Annotated in this window: 23 protein-coding genes; 17 read left to right on the top strand and 6 right to left on the bottom strand. The window is 69.0% G+C overall.

The genetic code is table 11. The annotated features are described in order from the left end of the window. Nucleotides 1–3: 3 nt before the first annotated feature. Together ACT53O_RS08600 and ACT53O_RS08595 are read left to right on the top strand one after the other, a co-directional pair. Entirely contained in the window at nucleotides 4–1,470 is a 1,467-nt protein-coding gene (locus tag ACT53O_RS08600) for a MinD/ParA family ATP-binding protein (RefSeq protein ID WP_208657002.1), read from the top strand. Beyond that, complete coding sequence (locus ACT53O_RS08595; RefSeq protein WP_036286501.1) at nucleotides 1,470–1,961, top strand: peptide deformylase; 492 nt, start codon at nucleotides 1,470–1,472, stop codon at nucleotides 1,959–1,961. Before ACT53O_RS08600 ends, ACT53O_RS08595 begins: the two co-directional genes overlap by 1 nt. Nucleotides 1,962–2,021: 60 nt before the next feature. On the opposite strand, the gene ACT53O_RS08590 is transcribed toward ACT53O_RS08595, so the two are convergent. Then, nucleotides 2,022–3,857, bottom strand: coding sequence for an AMP-dependent synthetase/ligase (locus tag ACT53O_RS08590; RefSeq protein WP_476151846.1), 1,836 nt, complete (start codon nucleotides 3,855–3,857; stop codon nucleotides 2,022–2,024). A 191-nt stretch (nucleotides 3,858–4,048) separates the two neighbouring features. Between ACT53O_RS08590 and ACT53O_RS08585 the strand changes: the two genes are divergently transcribed. The 3 genes from ACT53O_RS08585 (at nucleotide 4,049) to ACT53O_RS08575 (ending at nucleotide 7,126) form a co-directional block, all read left to right on the top strand. Beyond that, nucleotides 4,049–4,987: an ROK family glucokinase gene (locus ACT53O_RS08585; protein ID WP_036286497.1), complete on the top strand. Its 939-nt coding sequence runs from the start codon at nucleotides 4,049–4,051 to the stop codon at nucleotides 4,985–4,987. 66 nt (nucleotides 4,988–5,053) lie between these two features. Then, complete coding sequence (locus tag ACT53O_RS08580) at nucleotides 5,054–5,737, top strand: lysophospholipid acyltransferase family protein (RefSeq protein ID WP_476151843.1); 684 nt, start codon at nucleotides 5,054–5,056, stop codon at nucleotides 5,735–5,737. Nucleotides 5,738–5,788: 51 nt separating this feature from the next. Beyond that, nucleotides 5,789–7,126, top strand: coding sequence for a class II 3-deoxy-7-phosphoheptulonate synthase (locus tag ACT53O_RS08575; RefSeq protein WP_036286495.1), 1,338 nt, complete (start codon nucleotides 5,789–5,791; stop codon nucleotides 7,124–7,126). Between the two features lie 29 nt (nucleotides 7,127–7,155). Here ACT53O_RS08575 and pknB read toward each other — a convergent pair whose 3' ends face one another. After that, on the bottom strand, nucleotides 7,156–9,081 hold the full coding sequence (gene pknB, locus ACT53O_RS08570; protein WP_476151841.1) for a Stk1 family PASTA domain-containing Ser/Thr kinase: 1,926 nt from the start codon (nucleotides 9,079–9,081) through the stop codon (nucleotides 7,156–7,158). A gap of 90 nt (nucleotides 9,082–9,171) precedes the next feature. Then, nucleotides 9,172–10,194 (bottom strand): LysM peptidoglycan-binding domain-containing protein, encoded by a 1,023-nt coding sequence (locus ACT53O_RS08565; RefSeq protein ID WP_476151839.1) that lies wholly within the window; start codon nucleotides 10,192–10,194, stop codon nucleotides 9,172–9,174. Nucleotides 10,195–10,360: 166 nt separating this feature from the next. On the opposite strand from ACT53O_RS08565, the gene ACT53O_RS08560 reads away from it, so the two are divergent. Beyond that, entirely contained in the window at nucleotides 10,361–10,708 is a 348-nt protein-coding gene (locus tag ACT53O_RS08560; protein WP_005049107.1) for an Rv2175c family DNA-binding protein, read from the top strand. Nucleotides 10,709–10,726: 18 nt separating this feature from the next. Here the strand turns inward: ACT53O_RS08560 and ACT53O_RS08555 are convergent, their stop codons facing one another. After that, the gene (locus ACT53O_RS08555) at nucleotides 10,727–11,815 is read right to left on the bottom strand and encodes a polyprenyl synthetase family protein (RefSeq protein ID WP_476151836.1); all 1,089 of its coding nucleotides are present in this window, start codon (nucleotides 11,813–11,815) and stop codon (nucleotides 10,727–10,729) included. Nucleotides 11,816–11,894: 79 nt separating this feature from the next. Between ACT53O_RS08555 and ACT53O_RS08550 the strand changes: the two genes are divergently transcribed. The 10 genes from ACT53O_RS08550 to ACT53O_RS08505 all read left to right on the top strand — a co-directional run bounded on the left by ACT53O_RS08550 (nucleotide 11,895) and on the right by ACT53O_RS08505 (nucleotide 22,866). Beyond that, entirely contained in the window at nucleotides 11,895–12,272 is a 378-nt protein-coding gene (locus tag ACT53O_RS08550) for a DUF3040 domain-containing protein (protein WP_036316616.1), read from the top strand. 213 nt (nucleotides 12,273–12,485) lie between these two features. Then, entirely contained in the window at nucleotides 12,486–12,917 is a 432-nt protein-coding gene (mraZ, locus tag ACT53O_RS08545; RefSeq protein ID WP_036316618.1) for a division/cell wall cluster transcriptional repressor MraZ, read from the top strand. A gap of 96 nt (nucleotides 12,918–13,013) precedes the next feature. Continuing rightward, nucleotides 13,014–13,973: a 16S rRNA (cytosine(1402)-N(4))-methyltransferase RsmH gene (rsmH, locus tag ACT53O_RS08540; RefSeq protein ID WP_036316620.1), complete on the top strand. Its 960-nt coding sequence runs from the start codon at nucleotides 13,014–13,016 to the stop codon at nucleotides 13,971–13,973. Beyond that, nucleotides 13,970–14,575, top strand: a complete 606-nt coding sequence (ftsL, locus tag ACT53O_RS08535) for a cell division protein FtsL (protein WP_476151833.1) — start codon at nucleotides 13,970–13,972, stop codon at nucleotides 14,573–14,575. The genes rsmH and ftsL overlap by 4 nt, the downstream gene beginning before the upstream one ends. Before the next feature lie 4 nt (nucleotides 14,576–14,579). Next, nucleotides 14,580–16,391, top strand: coding sequence for a peptidoglycan D,D-transpeptidase FtsI family protein (locus tag ACT53O_RS08530; RefSeq protein WP_036316624.1), 1,812 nt, complete (start codon nucleotides 14,580–14,582; stop codon nucleotides 16,389–16,391). 40 nt (nucleotides 16,392–16,431) lie between these two features. Then, nucleotides 16,432–17,844 (top strand): UDP-N-acetylmuramoyl-tripeptide--D-alanyl-D-alanine ligase, encoded by a 1,413-nt coding sequence (locus ACT53O_RS08525; protein ID WP_112931663.1) that lies wholly within the window; start codon nucleotides 16,432–16,434, stop codon nucleotides 17,842–17,844. Continuing rightward, entirely contained in the window at nucleotides 17,841–18,950 is a 1,110-nt protein-coding gene (gene mraY / locus ACT53O_RS08520) for a phospho-N-acetylmuramoyl-pentapeptide-transferase (protein WP_036315383.1), read from the top strand. Before ACT53O_RS08525 ends, mraY begins: the two co-directional genes overlap by 4 nt. Further along, nucleotides 18,932–20,533 (top strand): UDP-N-acetylmuramoyl-L-alanine--D-glutamate ligase, encoded by a 1,602-nt coding sequence (gene murD / locus ACT53O_RS08515; RefSeq protein WP_476151830.1) that lies wholly within the window; start codon nucleotides 18,932–18,934, stop codon nucleotides 20,531–20,533. Before mraY ends, murD begins: the two co-directional genes overlap by 19 nt. Continuing rightward, on the top strand, nucleotides 20,496–21,758 hold the full coding sequence (ftsW, locus tag ACT53O_RS08510; RefSeq protein WP_476151828.1) for a putative lipid II flippase FtsW: 1,263 nt from the start codon (nucleotides 20,496–20,498) through the stop codon (nucleotides 21,756–21,758). Before murD ends, ftsW begins: the two co-directional genes overlap by 38 nt. Before the next feature lie 10 nt (nucleotides 21,759–21,768). Then, a complete protein-coding gene (locus ACT53O_RS08505; RefSeq protein WP_476151826.1) occupies nucleotides 21,769–22,866 on the top strand; it encodes a UDP-N-acetylglucosamine--N-acetylmuramyl-(pentapeptide) pyrophosphoryl-undecaprenol N-acetylglucosamine transferase in 1,098 nt (365 codons plus the stop codon). Between the two features lie 89 nt (nucleotides 22,867–22,955). Here ACT53O_RS08505 and ACT53O_RS08500 read toward each other — a convergent pair whose 3' ends face one another. Together ACT53O_RS08500 and ACT53O_RS08495 are read right to left on the bottom strand one after the other, a co-directional pair. Beyond that, on the bottom strand, nucleotides 22,956–23,324 hold the full coding sequence (locus ACT53O_RS08500) for a GntR family transcriptional regulator (RefSeq protein WP_476151824.1): 369 nt from the start codon (nucleotides 23,322–23,324) through the stop codon (nucleotides 22,956–22,958). Then, on the bottom strand, nucleotides 23,321–24,214 hold the full coding sequence (locus ACT53O_RS08495) for a hypothetical protein (protein WP_476151822.1): 894 nt from the start codon (nucleotides 24,212–24,214) through the stop codon (nucleotides 23,321–23,323). Before ACT53O_RS08495 ends, ACT53O_RS08500 begins: the two co-directional genes overlap by 4 nt. 116 nt (nucleotides 24,215–24,330) lie before the next feature. Between ACT53O_RS08495 and murC the strand changes: the two genes are divergently transcribed. After that, entirely contained in the window at nucleotides 24,331–25,737 is a 1,407-nt protein-coding gene (gene murC / locus ACT53O_RS08490) for a UDP-N-acetylmuramate--L-alanine ligase (protein ID WP_476151820.1), read from the top strand.

Raw genomic sequence — 25,737 nt, 5'->3', positions numbered from 1 at the left:
GCCATGGGGGTCGGGACCCCGCCCCGCGGCCCGGCGGTGACGCCGCGGCTGCGCCGTCCCGAGGACGACCCGAATCGGCCGGAGCCCGACGGCGCCGGCCCGGAACTGGAGTGTGTAGCCGTGCCTGACCGCAACGAGAATGCGAGCGAGGACGCCGACAACGGCGTGCTGGAGAGCGTGACCGGCGCCGAGACGACCGGGATCGGCATCGTCGAGGGAGCCACCGCGCAGATCGACGTCGCCTTGCCCGTAGCGGTCGACGATGACGACTTCGACGACGACGTCGTGCTCGACGACGAGGTCGAGATCCATGAGGGTGTCGTCGAGGAGGTGGACACCGTCGCCGCATCGGCAGTCGCCGAGGAGGTCGAGGAAGCGGTTGATGCGTCGGCGCCCGATGCGGCAGCGATCGCGCTCACGTCGGCTTCCCTTGCGACCGCGGATGCCGCTCAGCACGAGCGCCTGCGGCCCCGCACATCCGAGATCACCCTGCAGTCGCGCCGACTGGGCGACTTCGAGGCGGGGCGGGAGAGCTCCGACCTGCTGACGCCGGATCGGCTGCTGGATCCCGCCCACGCGGTGCGCCCGGAGCCCGACGGTGCGTGGCAGCACCTCGTCTACACGCTGTCGGGACGTCGGATCAACCTCGGCGACAGCAAGCGCGCGCGTGCGCGCAAGGCTCTCGATCGGCGCATTGCGGCACCGTTGCACGGCGGCGCGAAGTTCGTCCCCGTGCTCTCGCGAAAGGGCGGTGTCGGAAAGACCACGATCACGACGCTGCTGGGCATGGCGCTCGCCGATGCCCGTGAGGACCGGGTGATCGCCGTCGACGCGAACCCCGACCGCGGCACCCTCGCCGAGCGCATCGGGCGCTCGAGCGGCAAGACGGTTCGCGATCTGGTGCGAGCCCACGCCGACGTCCAGGGGTTCAACGACATCTCCGAGATCGTCGCCCGCGATCACACTCGGCTCGACATCATCGCTTCCGACACCGATCCGCATGTGTCCGAGGCCTTCAACGACAGCGACTACGACGCGGTCGCCGATGTCGCCGCGCACTTCTACTCGCTCGTGCTCACCGACACCGGCACCGGCATCGTCCATTCCGTCATGGGGGCGACCCTCGCGCGCGCCGATCAGCTCATCGTCGTCGCAGGGCTGAGCGTGGACGAGGCGCGCCTGGCCTCGGAGACGCTGACCTGGCTGGAGAGCAACGGCTACGCCGATCTCGTGCGCTCCGCCGTGGTCGTGCTGAACACGGCACGTCCAGGCGCTGCACTCGTGCGGGCGGGTGAGCTCCAGTCCCACTTCCAGACACGGGTCGGGCACGTGGTCCGCGTGCCCTACGACGCGCACATCGCATCGGGCAGCGCGATCGTCTTCCGTGACTTGCAGCCCGAGACGCGTGAGGCTGCGCGCGAGCTGGCCGCCATCGTCGTCGAAAGCCTGCGTCAGCGGGTCGCCGCCTGATGGCCGTCCGCCCGATCCGCCTGTTCGGAGACCCCGTCCTGCGCGCTCCCAGCGCGTCCATCGACGTGATCGACGACGGCATCCGGTCGCTCGTGCAGGACCTGCTCGACACGGTCGAATTGCCCGGCCGTGCGGGAGTGGCGGCGCCGCAGATCGGTGTCGGTCTCCGCGCCTTCAGCTACAACATCGACGGAGACATCGGGTACGTGTTGAACCCGGTGCTGACCGAGGTGTCGGGTGAGCCGGCGCTGGTCGGTGAGGGATGCTTGTCGGTGCCCGATCTCTGGCACGAGACGCTGCGCTATCCCTGGGCTCGCGTGGTCGGCATCGATCTCGACGGCGACGAACTCGTGCTCGAGGGGGAGGGACTCATGGCGCAGGCGCTGCAGCATGAGACCGACCACCTCGACGGCATGCTCTACATCTCGCGGCTCAGCCCCGATGAGCGCAAGATCGCGATGCGTCGCATCCGCGAGTCCTCCTGGTTCTGACCTCGGGAGATGCGACGGCGGGGCGGTCCATCCGGGCCGCCCCGCCGTCGCGTCTCGAGATCAGCCCAGCGACACGTTGGTCGTCGTCACCGGCACGGTGTAGATTTCCTCGATCTCGTTCGCGAAGTCGTTCAGGATGACATTGCGCTTGATGCTCATCTTGGGCGTGAGATGTCCGCTCGCCTCGGTCCATTCGCTGTCGAGGATCGTGAACTTGCGGATGGACTCGGCACGCGAAACGTTCTTGTTCGCGATGTCCACCGCACGCTGCACCTCGGCGCGCACCTGCGGGTTCTTCGCGGCATCCGAGAGTGACATGTCCGCCGGGAGGCCGTTGTTCGCCAGCCAGGCCGGGAGCATCTCGGGGTCGAGGGTGATCAGCGCCGAGATGAACGGCTTCTGGTCGCCCACGACGACCACCTGACCGACGATCGGGTTCGCTCGAATCGGGTCCTCCAGTGCCGCGGGAGCGACGTTCTTGCCGCCGGCGGTGACGATGATCTCCTTCTTGCGTCCGGTGATCGTGAGGAAGCCGTCGGTGTCGAACGCGCCGATGTCACCGGTCTTGAACCAGCCGTCGTCGAACGCGGCGGCCGTGGCATCGGGGTTGCGCCAGTACTCCTTGAAGACGTTGACGCCCCGCACCTCGACCTCGCCGTCGTCGGCCAGACGCACGCCGACGCCGGGGAGCACCGGCCCCACCGTGCCGATCTTGGACTTCGTCGCGAGGTTGACGGTGGCCGGCGCCGTCGTCTCGGTGAGTCCGTAGCCTTCGAGGATGGTCACGCCGAGGCTGTGGAAGAAGTGGCCGAGACGGGGGCCCAGGGGAGCGGACCCCGAGACGGCATAGGTGACGCGTCCACCCATGGCTTCGCGGAGCTTGCCGTAGACGAGCTTGTCGAACAGGGCGAACTTCACCTTCGTGCCCAGCGGGATCTTCTTGCCTTCCTGGAGCAGTCGGGAGTGCTCGATCGCCGTGTGGGCCGCGGCGCGGAAGATCTTTCCCTTGCCGCCGGCCTCCGCCTTCTGCTCCGCCGAGTTGTAGACCTTCTCGAAGACGCGGGGTACGGCCAGCAGGAAGGTGGGCTTGAAGGAGCCGAGGGCCGGCAGCAGCTGCTTGGTGTCGGGCTGATGCCCGGTCTTCACGCCGGCGTGCACGTCGAGGATCGAGATGAAGCGGGCGAAGACGTGCGCGGTCGTGATGAACAGCAGTGTCGATGCGCCGCCAGGGGTGTTCATGACCTCGGCCAACGCCTTGGCGGCGTTGCGAGAGAGTTCGACGAAGTTGCTGTGGGTCAGGACACAGCCCTTGGGGCGTCCCGTGGATCCCGAGGTGTAGATGAGCGTGGCGATGTCTGAGCCGACGGCGATGCGGCGACGACGCTCGATCTCGGCATCCTCGACGGTGTCGCCGCCCGCGCGGAGCGTGTCGAGGTCGCCGGCCTCCATCGACCAGACGTCGCGGACGAGCGGCACCTCGGAACGGATCTCCGCGATGCGGGCCGCGTGCTCGGCCGATTCGCCGAGCACCGCGACGGCGCCCGAGTCGGACAGGATCCAGCTGATCTGCGCCGCCGAGCTCGTCTCGTAGATGGGCACCATGACGGCGCCGGCGAAGAAGAGGGCGAAGTCCACGAGCGTCCACTCATACGTGGTGCGGGCGATGAAGCCCACCTTGTCGCCCGGGGCGATGCCCGCGGCGGCGAAGCCCTTCGCGAGCGCGATCACCTCTCGTTCGAACTCGGCGGCGGTGATGTCTCGCCAGCCGTCACCATCGGGGACGGCGAACAGGGCCAGGGACGGTGTCGCCTTGACGCGTTCGACGAGCAGATCGGCGATGTTGGCCTGCGGGTCGGCGGGAACGACGGCGGGGACTTCGAACTGTACGGCGCTCATGGGCGGCAACTCCTTCGGTACCGGGTGGCGTCGGCGATCGACGGCTGGAATCGAGTCTAACTCCTGGTGGAACTCAGTCCCACAGAAGACAGCGTCGCCCGAAAAGCACGGCCTGCCCCGACCGTGGGTCTGTCCTGTCCACACTAGACTCTCGGATGCCGTGCCGCCCGGGCCGGCCGGAAGGGAGCGCCGTGCTCAACGTCGGCATCGACATCGGGGGGACGAAGATCGCCGGAGGTGTCGTCGACGACACGGGTGCGATCATCGAGCGCGCCCGCGTCGCCACGCCGGTGGACACCGGCGAGCTCGCCGACGCCGTCGCCGCGATGGTGCACGAGCTGGCCTCGCGTCACGAGGTCGCGGCGGTCGGTGTCGCTGCGGCGGGCTACATCGACCGCAGTCGATCGGTGATGCTGCTCTCGCCCAACATCGACTGGCACGACGAGCCGTTGCGTGCGCAGTTCGAAGCACGCATCGGCCGTCCCGTCACGCTGGAGAACGACGCGAACGCCGCCGGGTGGGGCGAGTACCGCTTCGGAGCGGGACAGGGATCCACCGACATGGTGATGGTGACCCTCGGCACGGGCGTGGGCGGCGCCGTCATCAATGACGGACGTCTCCTCATCGGTGCCAACGGCAGCGCGGCGGAGCTCGGTCACCTGCGGTTCGTCCGCGGTGGTCGCCCGTGCGGCTGCGGACAGAACGGCTGTCTCGAGCAGTACGCGTCGGGGCGCGCCCTGCAGCGCGAGCTGGGTGACATCGCCGAGGCCGGGGGCATCGGCGAGCGGCTGGCCGCGCACCGCGATGCGGACGGCATCGTCCACGGGCCCGACCTGGCGCGCCTCCTCGCCGAGGACGACGCTGGTGCCGTCGAGGCCGTGCGCCGCGTGGCCACCGCGCTCGGAGAGGCCTGCGGAGCCTTTCAGGCGGTTCTCGACCCCGACCTCTACGTCATCGGCGGCGGCGTCGCCGACCTCGGCGAGGTTCTGCTGGAGCCCACGCGGCTGGCGTACGAGACCTCTCTGCCCGGCTTCGGCAATCGACCGACCGCGCGCTTCGTCACGGCGACACTCGGCAACGATGCGGGGATGGTGGGCGTCGCCGATCTCGCCGGGCTGCGCAGCCAGTGAGCCGTCGGGATATCCTCGTCGCATCGTGGACACGGACAGACGTCACAGAGAGGTGAGTCCCGCCTGATGTTCTACTGGGTCATGAAGTACATCGTGATCGGGCCGGTCGTCAAAGCGATCTTCCGACCGTGGATCGTCGGGCGGACGAACGTCCCGTCGTCGGGAGCCGCCATCCTCGCGAGCAACCATCTCTCCGTCAGCGATTCGATCTTCCTGCCCCTCATGATCGACCGGCCGATGAGCTTCCTCGCCAAGAGCGACTACTTCACCGGCACGGGACTCAAAGGCTGGGCGACGCGGATGTTCATGAAGGCGACGGGCCAGATTCCCGTCGATCGCACCGGAGGCAAGGCGTCGGAGGCATCGCTGAACACCGGACTGCAGGTGCTCGGTCGGGGCGACCTGCTGGGCATCTACCCGGAGGGCACCCGCAGCCCGGACGGCAAGCTCTACCGCGGACGCACCGGGCTCGCGCGCATGGCGCTGGAAGCACGGGTGCCGGTCATCCCCGTCGTCATGGTCGACACCGACGCCGTCATGCCGATCGGCCGCACCATCCCGCGCGTCGGCCGGGTGGGCATGGTGATCGGAGAACCGCTCGACTTCTCACGATTCCAGGGCATGGAATCCGATCGGTACGTCCTGCGCTCCGTCACCGATGAGATCATGGTGGCGCTGCAGCGGCTGGGGGAGCAGCAGTACGACGACGTCTACGCGTCCACGGTGAAGGAGCGCGCAGCGCGCGCGTGAGCCGTCGTCATGCGGCATCCGCGCCGTCCGGGTCGCCACTAGACTGAGCGGATGCCCACCCTGCACGCCGATCTCGATCACTGGCGCACGCTCCCGATCAAGCAGCAGCCCTCTTGGACCGACCTGGATGCCGTCGCCGCGGTGTCGGCGGAGCTGGCCACACTGCCGCCGCTGGTCTTCGCCGGCGAGGTCGACAACCTCCGCGACCGCCTCGCGCGCGCGGCATCCGGCCAGGCGTTCCTTCTGCAGGGCGGTGACTGCGCCGAGACCTTCGCCGGCGCGACCGCGGAGCAGATCCGCAACCGCATCAAGACGGTGCTGCAGATGGCCGTCGTTCTGACCTACGGTGCCTCGATGCCCGTCGTGAAGATGGGGCGGATGGCCGGCCAGTTCGCCAAGCCCCGCTCGAGCGACACGGAGACCCGTGGCGACGTCACCCTGCCCGCGTACCGGGGCGACATCGTGAACGGCTACGACTTCACCGAAGCCTCCCGCACCGCAGACCCGCAGCGCCTGCTGAAGGGGTACCACACGGCGGCATCGACCATCAACCTCATCCGCGCGTTCACGCAGGGCGGATTCGCCGACCTTCGCGAGGTGCACAGCTGGAACAAGGGCTTCGCGCAGAACCCGGCCAACCAGCAGTACGAGCGTCTCGCAACCGAGATCGACCGAGCGATCAAGTTCATGGAGGCGGCGGGCGCCGACTTCGACGAGTTGCGCCGCGTCGAGTTCTACACGGGGCACGAGGGTCTGCTGATGGACTACGAGCGCCCCATGACCCGCATCGACTCGCGCACCAGCACGCCGTACAACACCTCGGCGCACTTCCTGTGGATCGGTGAGCGCACGCGCGAGCTGGACGGCGCCCACGTCGACTACTTCTCGAAGATCCGCAACCCCATCGGCGTGAAGCTCGGCCCGTCGACGTCACCGCAGACGGCGCTCGAGCTCATCGACAAGCTCGATCCCGAGCGCGAGCCGGGCCGGCTGACCTTCATCACGCGCATGGGTGCCGGCAAGATCCGCGATGCCCTTCCGCCGCTGCTCGAGGCCGTCCGCGATTCCGGTGCGACACCGCTGTGGGTCACCGACCCCATGCACGGCAACGGCATCACGACCCCGACCGGCTACAAGACGCGTCGCTTCGACGATGTCGTCGACGAGGTGCGCGGCTTCTTCGAGGCACACCGTGCGGTCGGAACGTTCCCGGGCGGCATCCACGTCGAGCTCACGGGTGACGACGTCACCGAGTGCCTCGGCGGGTCAGAGCACATCGACGAGGCCACTCTCGCGACGCGCTACGAGAGCCTGTGCGACCCGCGCCTGAACCACATGCAGAGCCTCGAGCTCGCCTTCCTCGTTGCCGAGGAGCTCGAGAAGCGCTGATCCGCGCCCGCGCGGCGTGCGCGTCCGGCTCAGCCGGTGGAGCGGACCGTGATCTTGGTTCCGGGGAGCTGCATGGTGCCGGCGGCGGGGCTCGTGCTCGACACGGTGAAGATTCCCCACACGATCTCGGGGAGGGCGGTGCCCGGTTCGAATCCCGCCTGCTTCAGCTGGTCCATGGCCTGCGCGACCGTCTTGCCGGTGACGTCGGGGACGGCGATCGGCTGCGGTCCCTTCGAGACGACCAGGGTGACGGTGTCGCCCGGTCGGAACGGCGCGCCGCCGTCCTTGTCCGCGATCCGGATCACACGGCCCTCGGCGACCTCGTCGTCGTAGGCCTGCGTCGTCGTCGCGCCCAGCCCCACGGCCTTCAGCGCCGACGTGGCGGCGTCGACCGTTTGGCCCGAGACGTCGGGCACCGGCCCCGCAGAGGTCTCGAAAGCGACGCTCGAGCCCTCCAGCGCGGTGCAGCCCTTCGAGCAGTCCACCGCGGCGGCGCCGCCGGGCGGGGTGATCGATGCGCTCACCACGGTGCCTGCGGCGGAATCGGTGAAGATCTGAGTCGGATCTCCCGACGGGGTGATGTAGAAGGTGCCGAGCGCGGCGGTGGCCGCATCCACGCTCTGTCCCGCCAGGGCGGGGATGTCGTGGGATGCCGGGCCCAGCGAGACCACGACGATCACGGCGCTGTTCTTGTCGACGCGGGAGCCGGCGCCGGGGTCGGTGCGGATGACGAGATCGACGGGCACGTCGCGGCTGTGATCCTGCGCCGGCGTTGCGGTCAGCCCCTCAGCAGCGAGGGTGGCCGTCGCGGCGTCCAGAGTGCTCCCCGCCACGTCGGGCACGCCGACCTGCGAACCGGGTCCGGATCCGAACCACCAACCCGTGCCGCCCGCGAGCACGGCGAGCAGCAGCACGAGCACGACCAGCCATCCGCCGCGTCGCGCTCGGCGGCGGCTGCGCAGTCGCAGTCGCGTGGAGTTGTCCACCGTCTCGGTGACCGTCGGGGCCGTGAAGGTCCCCGGCATCACCTTGGTGAGCTCGCCCGAGTCGACTCCGTCATCGACCGCGACCACGCCGGCGGTCGGCGTTCGGACCACGTGAGGGTAGACGCCGAGTTCCTTCTCGATCTCGCGCAGGCGGTCGAGCATCGCGCGCGCGTCGACCGGACGTTCGTCGGGATTGCGCTCGGTCGCCCACATCACGAGTTCGTCGAACTGCTCCGGGACGCCGGGGTTGCGCGCGCTCGGGCGCGGGACGGAGTCGGTCGCGTGCTGATAGGCGATCTGCATCGGCTGCTCGCCCTTATAGGGCTGCTCGCCGACGAGCATCTCGTAGAGCATGATGCCGAGGGCGTAGATGTCACTGCGGGCGTCGGCGGTTCCGCGGGTGACGAGCTCGGGCGCGAGGTACGCGATCGTTCCCAGGAGCATCTGTCCGGTGGCCGTGTTCGCACTGGTCGCGCGCGCGAGGCCGAAGTCGCCGATCTTGATCCGCCCGTCCTCAGCGAGCAGGACGTTCTCGGGCTTCACGTCGCGGTGGACGATGCCCGCGCGGTGCGCGGCCGCGAGGCCGGACAGGACGGCATCCATGATCGTGATCGTCTGAGGGATGCTGAGGCGCTTCTGCTCTCGCAACAGCTCGCGCATGGTGATGCCGGGGAGGTACTCCATCACCAGGTACGCCATCTCGCCGTCCTGGCCCTGGTCGAAGACGTTGACCACGTGGGGGTCGGCAAGGCGCGCCGCCGCGCGCGCCTCCTGGATGAAGCGGCTCTGGAAGACCGTGTCATCGGAGAGATGGCTGTGCATCACCTTCAGGGCGACGCGGCGCTCGAGGCGCAGATCGGTCGCGACGTACACGGTTGCCATCCCGCCGCGCGCAATGCGAGCGCGGACGCGATACCGCCCGTCGACCAGGCGGCCGATCAGCGGGTCGGTCTGCTGGCTCGTGCTCACCCTGCGATTCTAGGGAGCCGGAGCGCTCGGGCCCGGGAGCGGCTCACCCCTCACGGCATGTGCGCAGGCAATGCCACGACGCACTCGCTCTCAGTCGAGTGCCGCGAGCCACGCGTAGGCGGTCTGCTCCCACGGCCCGTAGCGCTCCGGATACGCCGAGACCTGCACGGACTGGGCGGCGGCGCCGAAGTCCATCGACTCCCATCCGGGCACGTCCAACAGTCCGCGCGTGATGAGGCCGTCCGGGCCCGAGACGCCTTCGAAGAACGCGGTGGTCGAGCGCACGGGGTCGCGCACCTGATCGGGAGTGCCCCATCCGGTGCTCGGGCGTTGCTGGAACAGCCCGAGCGAGTCGCGGTCACCCCAGTCCAGATTGCGGATCCACGACTCGACCATCGCCGTGGCCAGAGCGATCGCGATGCCGCGATCGGGGACGCCCAGTTCGCGCCCGACCCGGATGATCGTCCGCGCATTCGCGGTCTGCTCCGCGTCGAGATCGGTGGCCGGCGCCGTTGCGGGCAGGGGTGTTTCCACCGCGGCGGGGGTGGCCTGGAGCACGGCGGCCGGCCCGGGGATCGCGAGGGTCTGGCCGGGGTAGATGATGGCATCCCGCCCGAGCCCGTTGGCCTGCAACAGGGCATCGAGGCTCACGCCGTGCGCGTCGGCGATGGCCCACAGGGTGTCACCCGCGTTCACTCCGTAGGCCGCGGTCGCGCCGGTCGATGTATCGGCCCTCGCGACCGGAGCCGAAGACTCCGCGGCCGGGGCGATCCCGCCGGGAAGAACCAGCACTTGCCCGGGATGGATCACCGTGGTGGCCTCGAGCCCGTTCGCCGCACGCAGTGCGGACAGCTCGACTCCGACCCGTCGGGAGATATCCCACAGCGTGTCGCCGCTCTCCACGGTGTAGGTCGCCGGTGCGGCCGCCTGCCGGGTGGTAGTGAGGCGCGTCGGCGCGCCGATGCGCGTCTGATCGCCGGCTGCCGGACGCGGATCGGCCGTCGCCGCCGAGGCCGGCGCGACGCTCAGGGTCAACGCCAATGTGCCGATCGTGCCGATCACACCGGTGGTGGCCGCGCGCGCCGCGCTCGGGCGGTGGTCGAGTCGTGACAACGGTCTTCTCCTTGTTCGCACCCGTTTCCTACCGACGACACCGTGTCATGGAAGTAAATTCATGTCAACGGGTGCTATAAGAAGTGACTTCTGTGACAGAAGTGACTTCCGCTTCGACAGGCTCGATCTCGTCAACGCTGCGGCCTCGAGATGCGATAGTGGAAGGGTGACCGACGACATCGTCCCCGCGTCCACCCGCTGGCTCACTCTTCCCGACCTCGTCGAGGTTCTCGATGAACCGCTCGGTCGCGTGCGCCGGCTGCTCGACGACAAGCACCTGATCGGCTCACGTCGCGGCGGCGCGTTCGCCGTGCCGGAGATCTTCATCGTCGACGGGCATCCGCTGTCGTCGCTGCGCGGCACGATCATCGTGCTTCAGGACGCCGGGTTCACCGACGACGAGGCCATCGATTGGCTGCTCAGCGAGGAGGACTCCATCGGCCAGGCGCCCATCTCTGCCCTCCGTCAGGGGCGCAAGAGCGAGGTCCGCCGCGTCGCGCAGACGCTGGCCTGACACCGAGCACGACCCGCCTCACGCCGTACGGCTGATGGATGCGTCGGCGAGTTCTCTCAGCTGGTCCAGCGCCGACGACGACAGTCGTGCACTCTGCAGGGCGTGCTCCGCTTCGCCCGCGTAGGCGCTGATCGCCGATTCGACGCGCGCCAGTGCGTCGGTGTCGATGATGCTCTGCTGGATCTGGGCGATCTGCTCGGCAGTGAGGGTGGGATCGCCGATGAGGGCGTCGAGCGCGGCACGGTCATCGGGGGCGAGCGCCTCGCGGGTGTAGGCGATGAGCAGCGTGCGCTTGCCTTCGCGGAGGTCGTCGCCGGAGGGCTTACCGGTGACGGCAGTGTCGCCGAAGACGCCGAGAACATCGTCCCTCAGCTGGAACGCCAGTCCCAGCGGATGACCGAAGGCGGCCAGAGCCGCCGACTGCGTGGCGTCGGCTCCGGCGAGCGCCGCACCCAGCAGGAGGGGGTGCTGGATGCTGTAGCGCGCGGACTTCAGTGACGCGACGCGGAGGGCGCGCTCGGCGTGTTCCTCGTCGGGGGCCGTCGTGAACGCCGCCTCCTCGGCGATGTCGAGGAACTGGCCGATGGTGACCTCCCGGCGCATCAGGGCGTAGACCTCCCGCGCGGATGCCGCGTGCGGCGCACGCGCCAGTCCCTGCTCGAGCAGGTCGTCGCTCCAGGCGACGAGGAGATCGCCGAGCAGGATCGCCGCCGATCGCCCGAACGCCGAACCGTCGCCCACCCAGCCGGACCCCGCGTGCGCCGCCTCGAGAGCACGGTGTGCGGCGGGCTGTCCGCGCCGCGTGTCGGAGTTGTCGATGATGTCGTCGTGGACGAGCGCCGCGGCGTGGAAGACCTCCAGTGCGGCGGCCGCATCGAGCACGGAGTCGGGGACCTCTTTGACGTCGGTGTCGACGCCCGCCACGGCCAGCCATCCCGTGACGCAGAAGCGCGCTCGTAGACGCTTTCCCCCGGCCAGGGTGCGCGTCGCGGCATCCAGGAAGACCTGCGCTTCGGGGCCGGCATCCGCCCACGCGAGGCGCTGCGCTGTCACGAACCTTGCCAGTCGCTGGGAAATGGCCTCGATCGGGTCGGCGGAAGCGTGCACGGGCCTAGCCTAGTTCTCGACCGCACGCGTAGAATCGACCGCACGAGATGCCGGTCCGAAACGGCGAGGAGGGGGCAGCATGCCGCTGTCAGAGCAGGAGCAGCGTCTGCTCGATGAGATGGAGCGCCATCTCATGAATAAGGACGCAGACGTCGTGAGCGCGTCCCGGGACGGCCGCACCCTCAGCTATCGCAACATCGTCTACGGCACCATCCTCGTGCTCGTGGGTCTCGGAGGCTTGATCGCGGGTGTGTCCACCGGCATCATCGCCATCGGCGTGATCGCCTTCCTTGTCATGGTGGCCGGCGTCGTGCTCGCCGCCACCCCTGCCAAGGGGCTCGCTGCGCTCAAGACCTCGCCGGAGCACAAGGGGCAGCGCAAGCCGTCCCGCACCGGATCCTCGTCCTTCATGGACCGCATGAACGACCGTTGGGACCGCCGCCAAGACGGATCCTGACCGCAGCGCCGCGCACGACGCGAAGAGCACCGACCACGAGGTCGGTGCTCTTTTTTGTGCCCGGCGACGGCGCTGCGCGGCGCCGGGCGCTCCCGTCGATTCGCAGCGGGGGAGCCCAGGGGAGCGTTGCGCCCACGAAACCATAGTCAGGTGGAGGAAAGTGGAGTAAAGTGGTGCGCACCTTGATCGGGCCGGAGGAAGGGGGAGTGGCCGATGCTGCTGGGCACCTACACCCCCAAGCTCGACGACAAGGGCCGCCTCATCCTTCCGGCGAAGTTCCGAACCGACCTGGGTGACGGGGTCGTCGTGACGCGAGGCCAGGAGCGTTGCCTCTACGTGTTCAGCACGAAGGAGTTCGAGCGGGTCTACGAGAAGATCCGCGAGGCGCCCCTCACCAACAAGCAGGCGCGCGACTTCCAGCGCATGTTCCTCTCGGGCGCCAGCGACGAGAAGCCCGACAGCCAGAGCCGCATCACGATCCCGCCGCACCTGCGTGCCTATGCCAACCTCGACCGCGAACTCGTGGTCACGGGCGTCGGGGCCCACGCGGAGATCTGGGATGCGCAGGCCTGGAACGCCTACGCAGACAGCAACGAAGACAGCTACTCGGACATGGAGCAGGAGGTGATCCCGGGTCTGTTCTGAGCCGTGGCCGTGACTCCCAGCCGCACGCCCTGACGCACTTCCCCGGTGTCAGGTCAGGCGGATGGGGATCACGGCTCCGGCCCACACCCCCTCATCATGAGCACCTCCGACATCCACACCCCGGTTCTGCTCGAGCGCTGCGTCGAGTTGCTCTCGCCGGCCCTCGCGCATCCGGGCGCCGTTCTCGTCGACGCGACCGAGGGCATGGGCGGTCACTCCGAGGCCCTGCTGGAGCGATTCGGCGACATCCGCCTGATCGGGCTCGATCGCGACACCGACGCCCTCCGCATCGCGGGGCAGCGGCTGGCGCGGTTCGGCGAGCGCGTCACGCTGGTGCACACCGTCTACGACGGGATCGCATCGGCCGTGCGCTCCGCCGGCGTCGATCGCGTCGACGGCATCCTCTTCGACCTCGGTGTCTCCTCGCTGCAGCTCGACGAGGCCGATCGCGGGTTCGCGTACGCACAGGATGCGCCGTTGGACATGCGCATGGACCAGACAGCCGGCACGACGGCAGCGGAGATCGTCGCGACCTACGGCGAAGGCGATCTTCGCCGCATCTTCGAGCGCTACGGCGAAGAGAAGCTCGCCGGACGCTACGCACGGGCCATCATCTCCGCGCGCGCCGAGGCTCCGATCGAGCGGTCCGGGCAGCTGGTCGACATCCTCGTCGCGGCGACGCCGGTCGCCGTGCAGCGCGAGGGACGAGGGCACCCCGCCAAGCGTGTCTTCCAGGCTCTGCGCATCGAGGTGAACGCCGAACTGTCGGTGCTGGAGCGTGCCCTCCCGCCGAGCATGGACCTGTTGAACGTGGGCGGACGCATCGTCGTCATGAGCTACCAGTCGCTCGAGGATCGTCTCGTCAAGCGCGTGTTCGCGGATGCCGCGGCATCCACGGCACCGGCGGGACTGCCCGTCGAGCTTCCCGAGCATGCTCCGCGATTCCGGCTCGTGGTCAAGGGCGCCGAGCTGGCCTCCGAAGAAGAGAAGGCGCGCAACCCGCGGGCCGCACCCGTGCGTCTGCGCGCGGCCGAACGCATCCGGGAGGCGGCATGAGCGTGCCGGCAGAGAGCAACCTCGATCCGTTCGTGGGGGCTGCGCCCCTTCCGCTGCGCACCCCCGGGGAGCCGGCGCGACGCCTCCACGCGGTCGAGCAGCCCGCGCCGCGACGGCGTCCTCGGCTCGTCTACGGCATCGTCGCGGTCAGCGGTGCGCTCCTGATCGGCGGCGCGCAGATGGGGCTGTCGATCATGACGACGCAGTCCTCCTACGAGCTGTCGACGCTCAGCGATCAGCAGCGCAGTCTCGACTGGCAGAAGCAGATGCTGCAGGACAGCATCGCCGGCCTGAGCTCGCCGCAGTACCTCGCCGCGAATGCGGAGGCGATGGGCATGGTCACCGGCCAGGCGCCGACCTATCTGCGGCTCAGCGACAACGCCGTCATCGGCACGGCCGCCGGCCTGACCGGTGCGAGCGCGGTGAACGCGCTGAGCAAGGCCGCCGTCGGCAACGCCCTCGTCAGCGGGCGTCCGCTCGTCGGAGACCCCGCGGCGAGCCTCGGCGCGGCCGGCGGCAGCTCCGTGGTCGACAAGGCCATCCCTGATACGCCGACACCCCCCGCCATCGCCGACGGTCTGCCCGTCCCCGCCACACACTGAATCCATGACGACACGAGCAACTCGCAGCCCGCGGCGCCGCACCGTCGTCGCCCTCGCCGTCGTCCTGGTGGTGCTGTCCGCCTTCGTCGTGCGTCTGGTGGACATCCAGGTGGTCAATGCGCGCGAGCACGTCGACGATTCCGAGCAGTTCGCGACCGGGGCCAAGACCACGCTCTACGGAGCGCGCGGCGAGATCGTCGACGACAACGGCGTCGTCCTCGCCAGCAGCACGACGCTCTACGACGTGCAGATCGACCCCATGCTCGCGGCGCAGGGAGCCGTGCAGACCGATGCCAGCGGCAACGCGATGACGGATGCCGACGGCAAGAACATCATGACTCCGTGGACCGACGTGGCCCCCAAGATCGCCGCGATCACGGGCCAGTCGACCGCCGACGTCGAGAAGATCGTGTCCGACGCGCTGGCCGAGAACTCGGCGTCGCGCTTCGCGTATGTGAAGCGGTACGTCTCCACCGAGGAGTACCGCGCGCTCGCGGCGCTGAAGCTCCCGTTCCTCACCTTCCCCCTCCACCCCGCCCGGACCTACCCCGACGGTGCGGTCGCCGGCAACCTCATCGGCTTCGTCGGCTCCGACGGCGACCCGCTGGAGGGACTGGAGTCTCTGCAGAACTCGTGCCTCCAGGCAACGGACGGCTCGCTGACCTACCAGCGCGGTGCCGACGGCGTGATCATCCCCGGCACCGAGGTCGAGAAGCCGGCCGTCAACGGCGGCACGCTCAAGCTCACGATCGACAGCGATCTGCAGTGGTTCATGCAGCAGCTGATCTCCGAGGAGACGGCGCGCTATCAGGCCGACTGGGGCGGCATCATCGTCATGGAGGCGAAGACCGGCAAGATCCGCGCCCTCGCCGAGACCAACACGGTAGACCCCAACGATCCCGGCGCCTCCGATCCCGACAACCGTGGCTCGCGCCTGCTTCGCGTCTCCTACGAGCCGGGATCGACGTTCAAGCCCGTGACGGCCGCCACCGTCATCGAGCAGGGCGGTCTCACGCCGACCTCCACGGTCGAGACGCCCGATCGCATCCAGTTCCCCAACGGCGCGGTCATCAACGACTCCGAGAGCCACCCCACCGAGAATTTGACCCTCACCGGCGGTCTCGTGCAGTCCTCGAACGTCGCCATGTCGCAGTTCGGCGCGCAGGTGCCCGCCGAAACGCGCTACGACTACCTGAAGCGTTTCGGCGTGGGCGATGGCACGGCCCTGAACTGGTCGGGCGAGCCCACGGGAGAGATCCGGGACGCGTCGACCTGGGACAACCAGACCTTCTACACGACCACCTTCGGGCAGGCCTTCACCGTCACGCCGACGCAGGTCACGAGCCTGTTCCAGACCATCGCCAACGGCGGGGTGCGCATGCCGGCACAGCTGGTGGAGTCCTGCACGAAGCCCGACGGGACGGTCGTCACCCCCGACCTGCCGGCACCGGTGCAGGTGATCAAGCCGCAGACCGCCGCCGAAGTCTCCCAGATGCTCGAGAACGTCTACGCCCAGGGCACGCTTGCCGACGACATCAAGATCCCCGGCTACCGGCTGGCCGTCAAGACGGGAACGGCACAGGTGCCGGACGGACACGGCGGCTACAAAGACAACCTCTTCATGACCTCGCTGGCCGGTTACGCACCCGCCGATGATCCGCAGTACGTTGTGTTGACCCTTTTCAACGAGCCGAAGACCAACACGATGTCTTCGGCCAACCGCTCGGTCTTCAAGAAGGCCATGACCCAGGTGCTGACGCACTACCGGGTGATGCCCTCGGGCTCGGACACCCCGCTGCTGCCCGTGACACAATGACGACACCGTGACGCGCCACCGCGCGTGAGGAACAAAGCCTATGATCCGGATGACGCTCGCCGAGGTCGCCGCCGCTGTGGCGGGCACCCTGCACCTGGCCGCCGATGACACCCCCGACACGGTGGTCGACGGCAACGTCGACACCGACTCCCGCGAGATCCGCGTCGGTGACATCTTCGTGGCCAAGCCCGGAGAAGTCACCGACGGCCACAACTTCGTCGCCGGTGCCGTCGCCTCCGGAGCCGTCCTCGCGATCGTCGAGCGGCTCGTCGACGCGCCGGTCAGTCAGATCGTCGTCGCAGACGCCGTGGCGGCCCTGTCGCACCTGGCGCGCGCGGTCGTCGCCGCCGTGCGCGAGCACGGTCGGCTCAGGATCGTCGGCATCACGGGGTCGAACGGCAAGACCACGACGAAGAACATGCTCGCCCGCATCCTCGAGGGCGAGGGCGAGACCATCGCTCCGCGCGGCTCGTTCAACAACGAGGTCGGCGCACCGTTGACGATGCTCCGTGTCGGCGCGGACACCCGCTTCCTGGTCAGCGAGTTCGGCGCGTCGGGCCCCGGCGAGATCGCGAAGCTCGCCGGACTCGTCACGCCCGACGTCGGCGTCGTCCTGATGGTGGGCTTGGCCCACGCGGGAGGCTTCGGCGGAGTCGAGGCGACGCTGAAGGCGAAGACCGAGCTCGTCCAGGCGGTGCGCCCCGGTGGAGTCGCCGTCCTCAACCGCGATGACGCGCGTGTCGTCACGATGGCCGACGTCGCGGCATCCCGAGGTGTTGACGTGCGGTGGTTCGGGCGAGGATCCGCAGCGGAGGTGCGCGCGGAGGACGTCGAGGTCACCGCCGCGGGCACGACCTGCACCGTCGTGACCCCTGAGGGACGATGGCCGTTGCGACTGCGCGTACTCGGCGAGCACCACGTCATGAACGCGCTGGCCGCGCTGGCCGCGGCGCGCGAGCTCGGGGTCGCCCCCGACGCGGCGATCGCGCGATTGGAGACGCTCGAGATCGCCGAGCGCTGGCGGATGCAGCCGATGGGCTCGGACCGGGTCCGCATCATCAACGACGCGTACAACGCGAGTCCCGACTCGATGGCCGCGGCTCTGCGCACGCTCGCGCAGATCGCCGGCCCGGGCGAGCGCAAGGTCGCCGTGCTGGGCGCGATGAGTGAGCTCGGTGACCTCGCGGGCGAAGAGCACGACCGTGTCGGTCTGCTCGCGGTGCGCCTGCGCATCGAGCGCATCGTCGTGGTCGGACGCGACGCCCGCCGTCTGTACCTCGCCGCCATCGGCGAGGGCTCGTGGGACGGCGAAGCGGTCTTCTTCGAGACGGCGGACGAGGCTTTCGACTATCTTCGCGGTGAGCTCCGCGACGGCGACCGGGTGCTCGTGAAGTCGTCCAACTCCGCGGGCCTGCGGCACCTCGGCGATCGTCTGGGAGAATCGTTCTCGTGAGATCACTGCTGGCGGCTGCGACGATCTCGCTCGCGTTCACCCTCTTTCTCACGCCGCTGTTCATCCGGCTGTTCGAGAAGCTCGGCTGGGGTCAGGTCATCCGCACCCCCGAGAACGCGCACAACCCCAGCCATCAGACGAAGCGCGGAACACCCACGATGGGCGGGATCGTCTTCATCGTGGGCTCGATCGTCGGCTACGTCGTCGGCACGCTGACGGGAGGAGCGCCGCCGTCGATCTCGGGCCTGCTCGTGATCTGGATGATGGTCGGATTCGGCATCGTCGGTTTCATCGACGACTTCATGAAGGTGCGCCAGCAGCGCAGCCTCGGTCTGTCGGGGTGGCGCAAGATCGTCGGCCAGGTGCTCGTCGCGGTGCCCTTCGGCATCATGGCGCTGAACTTCCCCGACGCACGGGGGGAGACGCCGGCGTCCCCGTACGTCTCCTTCTTCCGCGACATCCCCATGCTGTCGTTCTTCGCCCTGGGAGCGGTCGTCGGCTGGATCGTGTATCTGATCTGGATCACGTTCATCTCTGTCGCGTGGTCGAATTCGACCAATCTCACCGACGGACTCGACGGCCTCGCGACCGGATCCGGCATCTTCACCGTTTCCGCGCTGAGTCTCGTGACCTTCTGGCAGTTCCAGCAGCGCTGTGCCAGTGAGGCGCTCGTGAACGCCTACGTCGGCGGCTGCTATGCCACGCCCGACCCGATGGACCTCACGATCATCGCGGCATCCTTCGTGGGTGCCCTTGTGGGCTTCCTCTGGTGGAACGCGCCCAAGGCGAAGATCTTCATGGGAGACGTCGGTTCGATGGCCATCGGAGGTGTGATCGCCGCAATGGCGATCCTCGCGCGCGCCGAGCTGCTCTCCGTCATCATCGCCGGCGTCTTCATCATCGGGCCGGGGTCGGTGATCCTGCAGCGCATCTACTTCAAGGCCACCGGCGGCAAGCGTCTCTTCTTGATGAGCCCGTTCCACCACCACCTCGAGATGCGCGGCTGGCCCGAGATCACGATCGTGGTGCGCATGTGGATCATCGCCGGCATGCTCGCGGTGACCGGCGTCGCCCTGTTCTACGTCGAATGGCTGTCGGCGCTGTGACGGGTACCCGCGACCTCGACGCCCTGCGCAGCTGGAATGCGCACTGGCGCGGACTGCGCGTCGCCGTCCTCGGTCTGTCGATGACCGGGTTCTCCGTCGCCGACACCCTCGCGGAACTCGGCGCGGAGGTCCTCGTGCTCAGCGAGTCGGCGAGCGAGGAGTACGCACGGCTTCTGCCCGTGATCGGAGCGCGCCTGCACGTGGGTGCGCTCAGTTCCGTTCCGGCCGAGCTCGTCGACTTCGACCCCGAAGTGGTCGTCGCCTCGCCCGGCTTCGCGCCCCACCATCCGGTCATCGCCTGGACACGCGAGCGGGGCACGGCCCTGTGGGGAGACATCGAGCTCGCCTGGCGCGTTCGCGACAAGGTTCTGCGCCCGGACGGCACGCCGGCGGATTGGGTGCTGATCACCGGTACCAACGGCAAGACGACGACGACCCAGCTCACCGCGACGATGCTCGTCGCTGGCGGACTGCGTGCCGCGCCGTGCGGCAACATCGGCGTACCGATCCTGGACGCCGTGCGTGACCCGAGCGGGTTCGACGTGCTCGTCGTCGAGGTCTCCAGTCATCAGCTGTGGTACCTCTCACTGCAGGAGGGATCGGAGCCGGTGTCGCCTTTCGCGAGCGTGTGCCTGAACCTCGCCGATGACCACCTGCAGTGGCACGGCTCATTCGCCGCGTACCGCGATGCGAAGGCGGTCGTGTACCAGCACACGCGCGTCGCCTGTGTCTACAACAAGTCCGACGTCGCGACCCGCATCATGGTCGAAGAAGCCGATGTCGTCGACGGGTGTCGCGCGATCGGCTTCGATCTCGGGGTTCCAGGTCCGAGCGATCTCGGCATCGTCGACGGGATCGTCGTCGACCGCGCCTTCCTGGAGGATCGACGCACCAGCGCGCTGGAGATCACCACGCTCGACGAGCTCGCCGCTCAGGGTCTGATCGCTCCACACATCGTCGCGAACATCCTCGCCGCGTCCGCGCTGGCCCGCGCGCTGGATGTGCCGCCCGCGCGCATCGCGGAGGCCCTGCGCAGCTTCCGGCTCGATGCCCACCGCATCGAGGTCGTCGCCACCGCAGGCGGCATCACGTGGATCGACGACTCCAAGGCGACCAACCCGCACGCGGCCGCGTCATCGCTGGCGGCGTTCCCAGGAGCGGTCTGGGTCGTCGGCGGTGATATGAAGGGCGTGGACATCGGCGATCTCGTCGCCGCACGTGGTCCGAGTGTCAAGGCGGTCATCGTCATCGGCGTCGAACGTGCGCCGATCACGGAGGCGTTCGCGCGACACGCGCCGGGGATTCCCGTCATCGAAGTCGACCACGCTCAGACTGAAGACGTCATGGCAGACGTGGTCGCTGCGGCGGCACGGATCGCCCGTGACGGTGACGTGGTTCTCCTCGCCCCCGCCGCGGCATCCTTCGATCAATTCGACTCGTACGCCGACCGCGGTCGCCGCTTCGCGATGGCCGTGCGGGAATGGACCTCCTCGTCCGCCCCGCAGACACCGAACGAGACCGGCGCGACAGACGGAGGGGGAGCCGATGACCACGACGACCCCGCCGACCCGTCCCGCCGCTGACGGGCCCGACGACGCCGCGACGTCGGGCTTCGCCGCACGCGTCTCCCTGGGACGCGTGTTCGCGCCGGTGTCCAGCGAGTTCCTGCTCGTCGCCTCGACCGCTCTGCTGCTGACGGGGTTCGGACTGATGATGGTCCTGTCCGCGACGATGGCCTCGGCCATGGCCGCCGGTCAGAGCCCGTTCGAGGTCGTCATGAAGCAGGCGATCTTCGCCGTCATCGGCATCCCGCTCATGTTCATCGCGAGCAGGCTGCCCGTCACGTTCTGGAAGCGGATCGCCTGGCCCGCTCTGATCGCGGCCACCTGCTTCCAGATGCTCGTGTTCGTCCCGGGCCTCGGCGTGGCCAACGACGGCAACCAGAACTGGATCCAGATCGGCGGCATTCAGGCGCAGCCCTCCGAGTTCCTCAAGCTCGCCCTCGCGCTCTGGCTCGGCTACGTGCTGTTTCGCAAGCAGACGCTGCTGGGGTCCTGGGCCCACGTGTTCATCCCGGTCGTTCCCGTCGGCGGTCTCGTCATCGGACTGGTCGCGGTCGGCAGCGAGGACCTGGGCACGGGAATGATCCTCATGGCGATCCTGCTGGGCTGCCTGTTCTTCTCCGGTGTGAAGCTGCGCATCTTCATCATCCCGCTGATCGTCGTGGTGGTCTCCGCCGTGTTCTTCGCGGTGACCAACTCGAACCGCATGGCGCGCATCATGAGCAGCTTCGTCAACTTCGACTCGATGGACTGCTACAACGCGGCCGTCGGTGACTGCTATCAGGCGGTGCACGGGGTGTGGGCCCTCGCCAACGGGGGACTGTTCGGACTCGGGCTCGGAAACTCCCGCGAGAAGTACGGCTGGCTGCCGGCCCGGTCGAACGACTACATCTTCGCGATCCTCGGTGAGGAGCTCGGACTCGTCGGCTGCGCCGTGGTGCTCCTGCTGTTCACGGTGTTCGCGGTCGCCGCCTTCCAGATCATCCGTAAGACCCGCGACCCCTTCATCCGCATCGTCACGGGCGGCATCATCGTCTGGATCGTCGGACAGGCCCTCGTCAACATCGGTGTCGTCCTGCGTCTGCTGCCGGTGCTGGGGGTGCCGCTGCCGTTCATGTCACAGGGCGGTACCTCGCTGCTGTCGGTCCTGTTCGCCTGCGGTGTGCTGCTGTCCTTCGCGCGGACGATCCCCGTCGGCCCCGCCTCGACCGCGGTCGCCGCTGAGCCGCTGCCCCGCCGCCGGTAGGCTCTCTCGGGTGACGACGCCGGCTTCCTCGACGACCTACCTCCTCGCCGGCGGCGGCACCGCCGGGCACGTGAATCCGCTGCTCGCGGTCGCCGACGGGTTGCGGGCGAGGGATGCCGCGGCATCCGTGCTCGTCCTCGGCACGCGCGAAGGGCTCGAAGCCCGTCTCGTGCCCGAACGCGGATACGAGCTGCTGATCGTCGACAAGGTCCCCTTTCCGCGTCGGCCGAACCTCGCCGCGCTCCGGTTCCCGCTGGCGTGGCATCGCGCCGTCGGGCAGGTGCGGCGGCACATCCGTGACCGCCGGGTCGATGTGGTCGCCGGTTTCGGCGGCTACGCCTCGGCTCCCGCGTATGTGGCCGCCCGCCGCGAAGGCGTGCCGTACGTCGTGCACGAGGCCAACGCGCGCCCTGGACTGGCGAACATCTTGGGTGCCCGGCGCGCGGCGGGCGTCGGGGTCGCCTTCCCCGACACCCCGCTGCGCGGTGCCGAGACGGTCGGCATGCCGCTCCGCGCAGAGATCGTCGACCTCGACCGCGCATCGACGCGAGACGACGCGGCACGATTCTTCGGTCTCGATCCGGCGCGCCCCGTGCTTCTCGTCTTCGGCGGATCGCTGGGAGCGCGGCGACTGAACGAGACGTTCGCCGACGCGTGGCCTGCGGTCGTCGACGCCGGGTGGCAGCTGCTGCACGCGGCGGGGGAGCGCGACCCGATCGTCGACCCGGGACACCCTGACTACCGCATCGTCGCCTACCTCGATCGAATGGACCTTGCGCTCGCGGTGGCGGATCTCGTGGTCTCGCGCTCGGGTGCGGCCACCGTGAGCGAGGTGTCGGCCCTCGGCATCCCCGCGGTTTACGTGCCGTACGCCGTCGGCAACGGCGAGCAGGCGCTCAACGCGCGCGGCGCCGTGGCCGCCGGCGCCGCGCAGCAGATCGAGGATGCTGCCTTCACGCCCGACCGCGTGCGGGAGCAGATCGTGCCGCTGCTGCGCGATGAGACGGCGCTGTCGGCGATGCGTGCCGCCGCGCAGGCGCGAACCGCTGCGGCGCGTACCGGCACCGCATCCGTGATGGCGATGCTCGACCGGGCGCTGGCGCGCTGAGCGCGGACGGCCGAGCCGATGACCGGGTTCGTCGGTCGCGTGCGGTCGCTCGGCGTGCCCCTTCGCGACACGTGCGCACGGATGAGTGGTCAGGAAGCGGTGGGCGCGCTGCGCAACGCCGCCTGAACGAGCGCGAGCGCCTGCTCGGGATCGACGCGCAGCATGCGGACCTGCTCGGCGAAGCTCGTCGCCGCCCGCTGCGCCTCGCGCATCGCGGCGTCGCCCTGAGGTGAGACGAAGGTGCCGTTGCGCCCGCGCGTCTCGATGATGCCGGCCGATTCGAGCTCGCGATACGCGCGAGCGACGGTGCCGGGCGCGAGGCCGAGATCCTCGGCCAGTCGGCGCACGGTCGGCATACGGGTGCCCGGTGCGAGCGCGCCGGTCGAGACGTCGTCGATGAGCTGTCGCCGCAGCTGCTCGAACGGAGGGACTGCGGATGCCGGGTCGATGACGATCATGCGAGGGAGTTTCCTGCGGGCGCTGACTGAAGACGCGGCCTCAGACGAGTGGGCAGCCCAGGGCTCGTCGTGGGGAAGACGAGCTGAAGGGCGAGCAGAGACCACACGATGATCTGTGACGCGAGGAAACGGTCTCCGGTGATCGCCGCGATGAGGAGGGCGGCGCTGGTCACGCCGGGGGCTGCGCACGCAATGCGGACACTGTGCAGGGTCGCGATCCGGAAGAGATCGTCCCAGGCGAGCTCGATGGGGGTGGACGCCGGCTGCGCGCGTTCGAGCAGCGCTCGCTCGAATCGGTTCACGAGGGGCACGCCGCCCACACCAAGCAGGCCGATGACGAGAGCAGCTACGGCGAGACCGGGGGTGAACGAGGGCGCGGGGTGCAGGAGAAGCCACGAGGCCCAGATCACTGCGCAGAGGGACAGAATCGCGGTCGCCAGCCAGAGCGTCCGGCGCGTAAACCCGAGGTAGTCGGCGGAGGTGAGTGCCCGCGGTCGGGCGACCCGACGCGAGAGCGGGTCCGGAGCGAAAAGGTGTGCGCGCACGCCGACGGCAGCGCTGACCAGAGCAGAGACGGTCAGCATGCTCGGCAGCAGGAACGTGATCGGGAAGTTGGGATCCTTGCCGACTGGTGACAGCAGGGCCAGCGCGCACAGCGCGACGCCGACCGCGGCACCGGCGGCGGCTGTGATCGCATCCCGGCGCAGGCGGGCGACGATCCGATCGGCGATAGGCGACTCCTGCAATGGCAGGTCGGCGTTCTCCGACCATCTGAGCGCTCGGCGTTCGCTGCTTGAGGGCAGGAGGGCCCACGCGAGGTAGCAGCCCGCCAGCACCCCGCTGAGGGTGACGATGACGACATTCATCGTCAGCGCGGTCTGCGGATCCATGAGGCCTTTTGTATCACCATTCGTATCAGGGAGTCCAGACGCGGTGGCGGCGGCGCGTTCGTGCGCCGCGCGCCGCAGCATCCGCTCAGGCGGCGTCGACCTAGACTTGACGAGCCATGATTCGACCCGACCTGAGCCTGCCCATCCCCGACGACATCACCGCCGCCCACTTCATCGGGATCGGTGGATCGGGCATGTCGGGGCTGGCCGGCATGTTCCTCGATCGGGGCATCCGCGTCTCGGGCTCCGACCGTGCCGACAGCGCCGCCCTGCGCGCTCTCGCTGCGCGGGGCGCCATGGTGCATGTCGGGCACGATGCGGCCAATCTCCCCGACGATGTCGACGCCGTGATCCACACCGGCGCCATCTGGCCGCAGAACCCGGAGTACGTGCTCGCGAAGGAGCGCGGGCTGCCCGTGATCCACCGCTCCCAGGCGCTGTACTGGCTGATCGGAGGGCGCAGGCTCGTGAGCGTCGCGGGTGCTCACGGCAAGACCACGTCCACCGGCATGCTCGTGACGGCGCTGCGTGCACTCGGAACGGCGCCGACGTTCGTGAACGGAGGCGTCATCGCCGATCTCGGTGTCTCCAGCGGCACGGGCGGAGATGAGCTGTTCGTCATCGAAGCCGACGAGTCCGACGGAACGTTCCTGCTGTACGACACGTCAGTCGCATTGATCACCAACGTCGACCCCGACCACCTCGACCACTGGGAGTCGCGCGACGCCTTCTACGACGGTTTCGTCCGCTTCGGCGACGCCGCTCGAGAGGCTGTCGTCATCTCCGCCGATGACGCCGGGGCGCGGCGTGTCGCGGGGACGCTTCGCCATCAGCGGATCGTGACGTTCGGCGAGGACGCCGACGCCGATGTGCGTCTGAGCGACATCGTGACCGAAGGCCCCGTCTCCTTCGCGCTCACGCATGACGGCGAGACCGTGACCGGGCGGCTTGCGGTTCCGGGAGCCCACAACGCGGTCAATGCGGCGGGGGCCGTGGCGGTGCTGCTCACGCTCGGTTACGCCCTCGAGCCGGCCCTGCGTGCGGTGGAGGAGTTCGGGGGTACGGTGCGGCGCTTCGAGCTCCACGGCGTCGAGCGCGGCGTGAGCGTCTACGACGACTACGCGCACCATCCCACCGAGGTGGCCGCCGCGCTCGCCGCGGCGCGCAGCGTCGTCGGCGACGGTCGCATCATCGCGATCCAGCAGCCGCACACGTACTCGCGCACGCAGGAGATGTACCGCGAGTTCGCAGACGTGCTGGAGTCGTACGCAGATCACACCGTCATGCTCGACGTCTACGGTGCGCGCGAAGACCCCGTGCCCGGCGTCACCGGTGAGCTGGTCAGCGGAGCCTTCCGCGACCCCTCCAAGGTGCATTACGTGGCCGATTGGCAGGCGGCGGCCGAGTACACCGCGGCCGTCGCGCGGGAGGGCGATTACGTCATCACGCTCGGGTGCGGCAACGTGTACCAGATCATCCCGCAGGTGCTCGAGGCGCTGTCGACGCCGACGGTGGAGGCATAG

It is taken from the genome of Microbacterium sp. DMC48, from assembly GCF_056313825.1.
Note: the sequence above shows the minus strand (reverse complement) of the source record. Positions and strands in the feature narration are given on the sequence as shown.